Below are 6,706 nucleotides of genomic sequence, written 5' to 3'. Positions count from 1 at the left end.
GCCGATGTGGCGGTGGAAGTCGTCGAAGCGGCGGACGCCGTTGACGGCGTCACGCAGGATCAGCAGCGTCCATTTCTCCCCGATCACGTTGAGCGCGCGCTGGACGGGGCAGTTCTCCGTGCTCGCCTCAAGCCACTCCATCCGGCCAGTGTAAGGGGCCTGACTTCGCCATTGACAGTCAGGTGAACAAAAGTCTAGCTTCGCTTGAGATAGTCAGCTGACGGCCAGAGGGAAGGGCGCCGGACGTGGGGCGAACGCGTACGTATCACTGGGACGATCCCGCGATCTCGGCGGAGGCCGCCGGGCGCATGGCCGGCATCGACTTCCTGCGCGAGGTGCAGGCGGGGAGGCTGCCGAGGGCGCCGATCAGCAGCACCGTCGACTTCGCCCTGGACGAGGTGGAGCCCGGCAGGGCGGTCTTCTCGCTGATACCGGGCGAGGAGCACTACAACCCGATCGGCAGCGTACACGGCGGCATCTTCGCCACCCTGCTCGACTCGGCGGCGGGCTGCGCCGTCCAATCCACCCTCCCGCAGGGCATGGCGTACACCTCGCTCGACCTGACCGTGAAGTTCCTGCGACGGATCACCGTGGACACGGGCCCGGTGCGCGCCATCGGCACGGTTGTCAGCAAGAGCCGCCGAACTGCCCTGGCCCAGGCACAGTTGGTCGACGCGCAGGACCGTCTGCTCGCCCACGCCACCAGCAGCTGCATGCTCTTCCCGGTGCCCGCCCCTCAGGGGTGACTCCTTGAGGCGCGGCCCTCGCTCCGTGGGGCAGCCGGGACAGCAGGGAGTGCGTCGATATCCCGGTGGACAGCAGGGGCAGGCCGACGGCGTCCTGGGCGATGAGCGCCGGCGCGGCTCATGGTGACGGCCGGCCCCTGCCGCCGACTCTTTGGATTACGTTCGCAATACCATAGGCTGGCGAAGTCGGTGAAGGGCTGGTCCTTCCGGCCGTCGAAGGAGTATGCGCTGTGGTGCGGTACGGAAAAGAGCACAAGTCGAGGACGAGGCGGCGGATCATCGAGGTGGCGGGCCGCCGGTTCAAGCAAGACGGTATCGACGGTTCCGGAGTCTCGACGCTCATGAAGGACGCGGGGCTGACCAACGGAGCCTTCTACGCTCACTTCGAGTCCAAAAACGACCTCGTCGCCACGGCGATCGCCGACCAGTTGAAGGCGCAAGCCGAGAGCGTCGTCGCACGGGCTGCGCCTGGCCGTGCCGGACTCGAGCAGATCGTGCGCGGGTACCTGTCGCCCCAGCACCGCGCCAGCCTTGGCGACGGCTGCCCCAACGCCGCTCTGCTCGACGAGATCGCGCGCTGCGCCGACACGACCAGGCAGGCGTACACCGACGGCGTGCTGGTCCTCATCGACGGTATTGCCGACCGCATGGCGCCCGAGGCCCGGTCCTCCGCCCGTGTGAAGGCGCTCAGCCTCCTCGCCCTGATGGCCGGGACGCTGCAGCTTTCCCGCGCCTTGACCGACAGCCAACTCGCCAATCAGCTCCTGGATCAGGGGATCAGCAACGCCCTCGCCCTGCTGGACGCCGCGCCACGTCCTTCAGGAAGGGCGTGACCAACCTCCTCGCGGACCGGCCGCTCCAGCCCACAGCCGAAACCTGGTGCCAGCCGAGCGATCCGGGGCACACGCGAGACCCGCGGTGTGCCGGCTGCCGAAAACCGGCTGATGTGGTTTTGATGGCTTCCCGATGATTGACCGGATCCCTTGCCCCGTTCACCCTTTCCGGGAACTCGGGAAATCCAGGGATACGGATAAATGACCACTGAGGAATTGCTGGCCACCTGCTGGACGACCGCGGGGGACGCCGCGCCCGGCGGCGACGACGAGCGCAGCCCGCTGAGCCTGCGGGAGCGGGCGGAAGCCGCGAGCGCCGCCGGGTTCAAGGGCTTCGGCCTCCTGTACGCGGACCTGGTGGAGGCGGAGCGCGCGTACGGGCTCGCGGGCGTCCGGTCCATCTTCGAAGACAACGGACTCCACCACGTCGAGCTGGAGTTCCTCACCGACTGGTGGGCGGACGGCCCCCGGCGCACCGCATCGGACGCTGTCCTCCGCAACCTCCTCGACGCCGCCGAGACACTCGGCGCACGCCACATCAAGGTCGGACCCGATGTCGAGGACGGGCCGTGGAACCTCGACGTCTGGGCCGAGAAGTTCGCCGCGCCGGCCGCGCAGGCCGACGGGGTGGGCGCCCGGCTGGGCATCGAGTTCCTGCCCTGGGCCAATATCAAGACCGTGGGCGAGGGCCTCCGGCTCGTCGAGGCCGCCGGGCACCCGGCAGGCGGGCTCATCATCGATGTCTGGCACACCGAGCGCGCCGGCACCGCCCCCGCCGAGCTGGCCAAGGTACCCGGGTCCCGGATCGTGGGCGTGGAACTCGACGACGCCGACGAGCAGGTCGTGGGCACCCTGTTCGAGGACACCGTCCGGCGGCGCCGCCTGTGCGGGGAGGGCTCCTTCGATCTGCCGGGGATCATCACCGCGCTCCGCTCGACCGGCTGGTCAGGCCCCTGGGGAGTGGAAATCCTCTCCGACACGCACCGCGCGCTTCCGGTGAGCCAGGCCGCCGAGGCGGCGTACCGCACTGCCGCGGAGCTGCTGGGATGAGGGTTGCGGGGGAGGGTCCGGAACGGTACCTCCCCCGGCCCCCGTCTTCTCAGGCCGCGGTGGGGAGAACCGTACGTGGCCGGACGGGGAACCCGGCCGCCTGGTAGCACTCGTCGATGAGCCGCATGCCCGTCAGCGCGTCCGTGGCGTCGAGGGCCAGCGGCGCACCGCGGCGAAGACGCGCCGCGAAGGCCTCGAGCTGATAGGTGTACGAGGACCGGCGGCCGAGTTCCTCGGTGCGCTCACCGGTGGCCGTGCGCACCACGACTCGGTCGTCCAGGTGCGGCTGCACGAAATTCACCGCCGTGGCCTCGCCGCGCGTACCCACGATGCGGCAGCTCATCTGCCACTCGTGGTACGCCATGTGGCAGTGGGCGGCGCCGGTGGCACCGCCCGGGAATTCCAGGTCGGCGTACAGCCACTCGTCGACTCCCTCGGCCCCCTCGCGCCCTTCACCGCGTGCGGCGACCAGCCGGGGCGCGCCACCGGCCCAGGGAGCGAGCATCCGCAGCGCGTGCAGCCCATAGCACCCGAGATCCATCAGCGCGCCGCCGGCCAGCGGAAGCGACCACCGTACGTCGCTGTCCGGCGGCGCCGGCATCGCGACCATGGCCTCGACATGCCGGAGGGCGCCCAGTTCCCCGCTGCCGAGCAGCTCGTGCAGGCGCCGGGTGACCGGATGGAACAGGTAGTGGAAGCCCTCCATGAACACGGTGCCCGCCCTGGCGGCGGCCTCGCCGACCTCCCTCGCCTCCTCGGCGTTGCTCGCGGACGGCTTCTCGGTGAGGACGTGCTTGCCGGCCCGGAGGGCGGCCAGGTTCCACGGCCCGTGCAGGCTGTTGGCCAACGGGTTGTAGACGACCTCGACCTCGGGGTCGTCCACCAGGTCGGCATAGGAGCCGGCCACCCGTTCGACACCGTGCGCGGCGGCGAACGCCTCGGCGCGGTCGCGGTCGCGGGCGGCCACCACGACGAGGCGGTGGCCGCAGGTGTGAGCCGGTTTCACGACGGAGAGTTCGGCGATCCGGGCCGCGCCCAGGACGCCGATCCGCAGGGGCTCCTTCGTCGTCACGGGCGCACCTCGTCGAGTCGTACGGGCCGGTGCTCGTGCAGCGACATCGTGCAGGCGTCGGCGATCCGGCTCGCCTCGATGGCGTCCGCCACCGTGCAGGGGGACGGGCGGGAGCCGGCGACGACCTCGGTGAAGGCGGTGAGTTCGGCGCGGTAGGCGTCGGCGAAGCGGTCCATGAAGAAGTCGTGCGGCGTGCCCGCGGGGAACGTGGCCCCCGGCTCGACGGAGCGCAGCGGCAGCCTGTCCTCCAGGCCCACGGCGATGCTGTCCTTCATGCCGTGCAACTCCAGGCGTACATCGTAACCACGGGCGTTGTTCCGGGAGTTGGAGATGACGGCGATGGTGCCGTCGTCGAGGGTGAGCAGCGAGGACGCGGTGTCGACGTCGCGCACCGCGCGGATGTACTCCGCGCCCCGGTTGCCGCCCGTCGCGTACACCTCGACCACCTCGCGGCCCGTCACCCAGCGCACGATGTCGAAGTCGTGCACGCCGCAGTCGCGGAAGATGCCGCCCGAGACGGCCACGTAGGCGGCCGGCGGCGGTGCGGGGTCCAACGTGGTCGACCGTACGGTGTGCAGCGTGCCCAGCTCACCGTTCACCACGGCCTGGCGCGCGGCGACACAGCCCGCGTCGAAGCGCCGGTTGTAGCCGATCTGCACCTGGACACCGCTGTCTTCCACCGCGCGCAGCACCTCCAGGCTCTCCTTAACGCCGCGGGCCACGGGCTTCTCGCAGAAGACCGGGACGCCCGCCTTGACCGCGGCGAGGATCAGCTCCGGGTGCGCGTCGGTCGCGGCGGCGATCACGACGCCGTCCACTCCGGCGGCGAACACGGCCTCGGGAGAGTCCACCGCCCTGGCCCCGAACCGTTTCGAGTCCGAGGCGGTGGCAGCGGCCACCGGATCCGTGACCACCAGGGAGTCCACCGCGGCGAGCCCGGAGAGGGTCTCCGCGTGGAAGGCGCCGATCCGGCCCAGCCCCATGATGCCTATGCGCATGACCATCGTGCTCCTTCAACTCGACGGGGCGGCTCAGTCCTGGCCACCGAAGACAATCTGGTCCCAGTCGATGACCGAGCCGGTCACCACACCGCTGCGGTCGGAGAGCAGGAAGACGACGAAGTGCGCGATCTCGTCGACCTGCCCGAGCTTGCCCATGGGCAGTGCCGCGGCGGCCTTCTCCCGCCAGTCGTCGCCCGCGTCGTGAAAGGCGCGCTGCGTGGCGTCCTCACCCTCGGTGTCCGTCCAGCCGATGTTGAGGCCGTTGATCCGGATCCGGTCCCAGCGGTGGGCGTGGGCGGCGTTGCGGGTCAGTCCGGCCAGACCGGCCTTTGCCGCGGAGTAGGGCGCCAGGTGGGGCGGCCCGCCGTGGGCGCAGTTGGAGCCGATGTTGACGATGGTGCCCGGTGCCTTGCGGGCCGTCATGTCGGCCACCGCCGCCTGCATCGCGAAGAACGGAGCGCGCAGATTGATCGCCATGTGCTGGTCGAACAGTTCCGGCGTGGTGTCCAGCAGCGAGCCGCGTGACGTCAGCCCGGCCGCGTTGACCAGGCAGTCGATGCGTCCGTGAGCGGCCACGACCTGTACGACACTGTCGCGTGCCTGTGCCTGATCGGAGAGGTCCGCCCGCACGAAACGCGCACCCGTGTCAGCGGCGAGCTTCTCACCCGCCTCGGCCCGGCGGCCGGTGAAGACGACGGTCGCGCCCTCCCGTACGGCCGCCCGCACCGTGCCGGAACCGACGCCCTGGCTGCCGCCGTTGACGAGGACGACCTTGTCCTCAAGCAGTCCCATGAGTGTGGTGTCCCCTTCAGCTCCGGCGGCGCCCGGCGCTCGCCCGCAGTTCCTGGCGCAGTCGCTCGGGAGCCCAGCCCTCGACGACGGCCTGCCAGACGGTGTCGGCCTGGGAGGGCGGGGCGAGACCGCCGACCGGCGGGTCGAGGTCCAGGTTGGTGGGGAAGGGATAGCCCTCGGCGGTGGCGGCGACCACGCGGCGCAGCCAGGCCTCCGAGGCGCCCTCGGCCTTGCGGCGCAGCAGCACCGGGAAGAGCGCGTCGGCCATGGCCTCGCGGTCCACCGACTCCATGGCCCGCCCGAAGGCGGAGGAAATCTGCAGCAGGTTCGCCATGCGCCGGACGCCGGTCCAGCGGTTGTGCCCGGCGGCGTGGAAGAGCGCGGGATTGAAGAAGGCCGCGTCGCCCTTCTCCAGGGGGAGCTGGACGTGGTGGGCGTCGAAGTACTCGACGAACCGCGGGAGTCGCCACGCGAGGTAGCCGGGCTCGTACTTCTGCGAGTGCGGCAGGTACAGCGTCGGGCCGGACTCGACGGGCATGTCGCAGTGGGCCACCGCGCCCTGCAGGGTCAGCACCGGCGACAGGCGGTGGACGTGCGCCGGGTACGCGGCCGCGCGCTCCTGCGGGAGGAAGCCGAGGTGGTAGTCGCGGTGCACGCTCTGCGCGGCCCCGCCGGGATTGACGACGTTGATCTGTGAGGTCACCTGGTAGGAGGGGCCCAGCCAGGCCTCGGCGATCAGCGCCAGCATGTCGCCCGCGTAGTAGTCGGCGAACACCTCCGGCGCTCGCACGGCCATCTTGTCCAGGGCGTTCCAGACCCGGTCGTTGGCACCCGGCGCGGCGAAGTGGTCGCCGCGGGCGGCGCCGTTCGCACGCTCCTCCTCGATCAGCGCGTCGAAGGTCTCGGACGCCCGGTCCACGACGGCCGCGTCGGCGAACGCGCCCTTGAGGACCACGATGCCGGGACCGTCGAGCAGCGCCCGGACCAGTTCGCTCTGTACGTTCCGGCGGCCCTCGGCGGTGGCCGCGAGGCCACGGAGCCGGTCACTGTCGTAGAGCGGCACGTTCTGCTCCGCCCGCTCGGCCGATGGGTAGTCGCCGGGGTCGGTCTCCTGCTCGACGAGCGAGCGGAATACCTCGAGATCACAGTCGGCCTCGGCCAACCAGGTCCGCCTTTCCGCGGCTGTGGACGGCATCCGGGTCCTTTCGCAGT

Annotated in this window: 8 protein-coding genes; 3 read left to right on the top strand and 5 right to left on the bottom strand. The window is 70.9% G+C overall.

Annotation, left to right across the window (positions count from 1 at the left end):
• Positions 1 to 141: winged helix-turn-helix transcriptional regulator (locus ACFZCY_RS39660; RefSeq protein ID WP_391185021.1), on the bottom strand; the 141-nt coding region annotated here is incomplete at its 3' end.
• Between the two features lie 104 nt (positions 142 to 245).
• Between ACFZCY_RS39660 and ACFZCY_RS39655 the strand changes: the two genes are divergently transcribed.
• From ACFZCY_RS39655 to ACFZCY_RS39645, 3 genes are all read left to right on the top strand, one after another.
• A complete protein-coding gene (locus ACFZCY_RS39655; RefSeq protein WP_391185001.1) occupies positions 246 to 746 on the top strand; it encodes a hotdog fold thioesterase in 501 nt (166 codons plus the stop codon).
• Positions 747 to 976: 230 nt separating this feature from the next.
• Positions 977 to 1,579 carry a TetR family transcriptional regulator gene (locus ACFZCY_RS39650; RefSeq protein WP_391184998.1) on the top strand — a complete coding sequence of 201 codons (603 nt, stop codon included), beginning with the start codon at positions 977 to 979 and terminating at the stop codon, positions 1,577 to 1,579.
• 201 nt (positions 1,580 to 1,780) lie between these two features.
• Positions 1,781 to 2,629, top strand: coding sequence for a TIM barrel protein (locus tag ACFZCY_RS39645; RefSeq protein ID WP_391184994.1), 849 nt, complete (start codon positions 1,781 to 1,783; stop codon positions 2,627 to 2,629).
• A gap of 49 nt (positions 2,630 to 2,678) precedes the next feature.
• Here ACFZCY_RS39645 and ACFZCY_RS39640 read toward each other — a convergent pair whose 3' ends face one another.
• From ACFZCY_RS39640 to ACFZCY_RS39625, 4 genes are read right to left on the bottom strand one after another with little or no spacing between them, the layout of a single operon-like run.
• Entirely contained in the window at positions 2,679 to 3,701 is a 1,023-nt protein-coding gene (locus tag ACFZCY_RS39640) for a Gfo/Idh/MocA family oxidoreductase (RefSeq protein WP_391184991.1), read from the bottom strand.
• Positions 3,698 to 4,699 carry a Gfo/Idh/MocA family oxidoreductase gene (locus ACFZCY_RS39635; protein WP_391184988.1) on the bottom strand — a complete coding sequence of 334 codons (1,002 nt, stop codon included), beginning with the start codon at positions 4,697 to 4,699 and terminating at the stop codon, positions 3,698 to 3,700. The genes ACFZCY_RS39640 and ACFZCY_RS39635 overlap by 4 nt, the downstream gene beginning before the upstream one ends.
• A gap of 33 nt (positions 4,700 to 4,732) precedes the next feature.
• Complete coding sequence (locus tag ACFZCY_RS39630; protein WP_391184985.1) at positions 4,733 to 5,494, bottom strand: oxidoreductase; 762 nt, start codon at positions 5,492 to 5,494, stop codon at positions 4,733 to 4,735.
• 16 nt (positions 5,495 to 5,510) lie between these two features.
• Positions 5,511 to 6,689, bottom strand: a complete 1,179-nt coding sequence (locus ACFZCY_RS39625; protein ID WP_391184983.1) for a phytanoyl-CoA dioxygenase family protein — start codon at positions 6,687 to 6,689, stop codon at positions 5,511 to 5,513.
• Positions 6,690 to 6,706: the final 17 nt, after the last annotated feature.

Source organism: Streptomyces sp. NPDC007983 (assembly GCF_042958345.1).
GTDB lineage: Bacteria > Actinomycetota > Actinomycetes > Streptomycetales > Streptomycetaceae > Streptomyces.
This window is presented reverse-complemented; position numbering and strand designations above follow the sequence as displayed.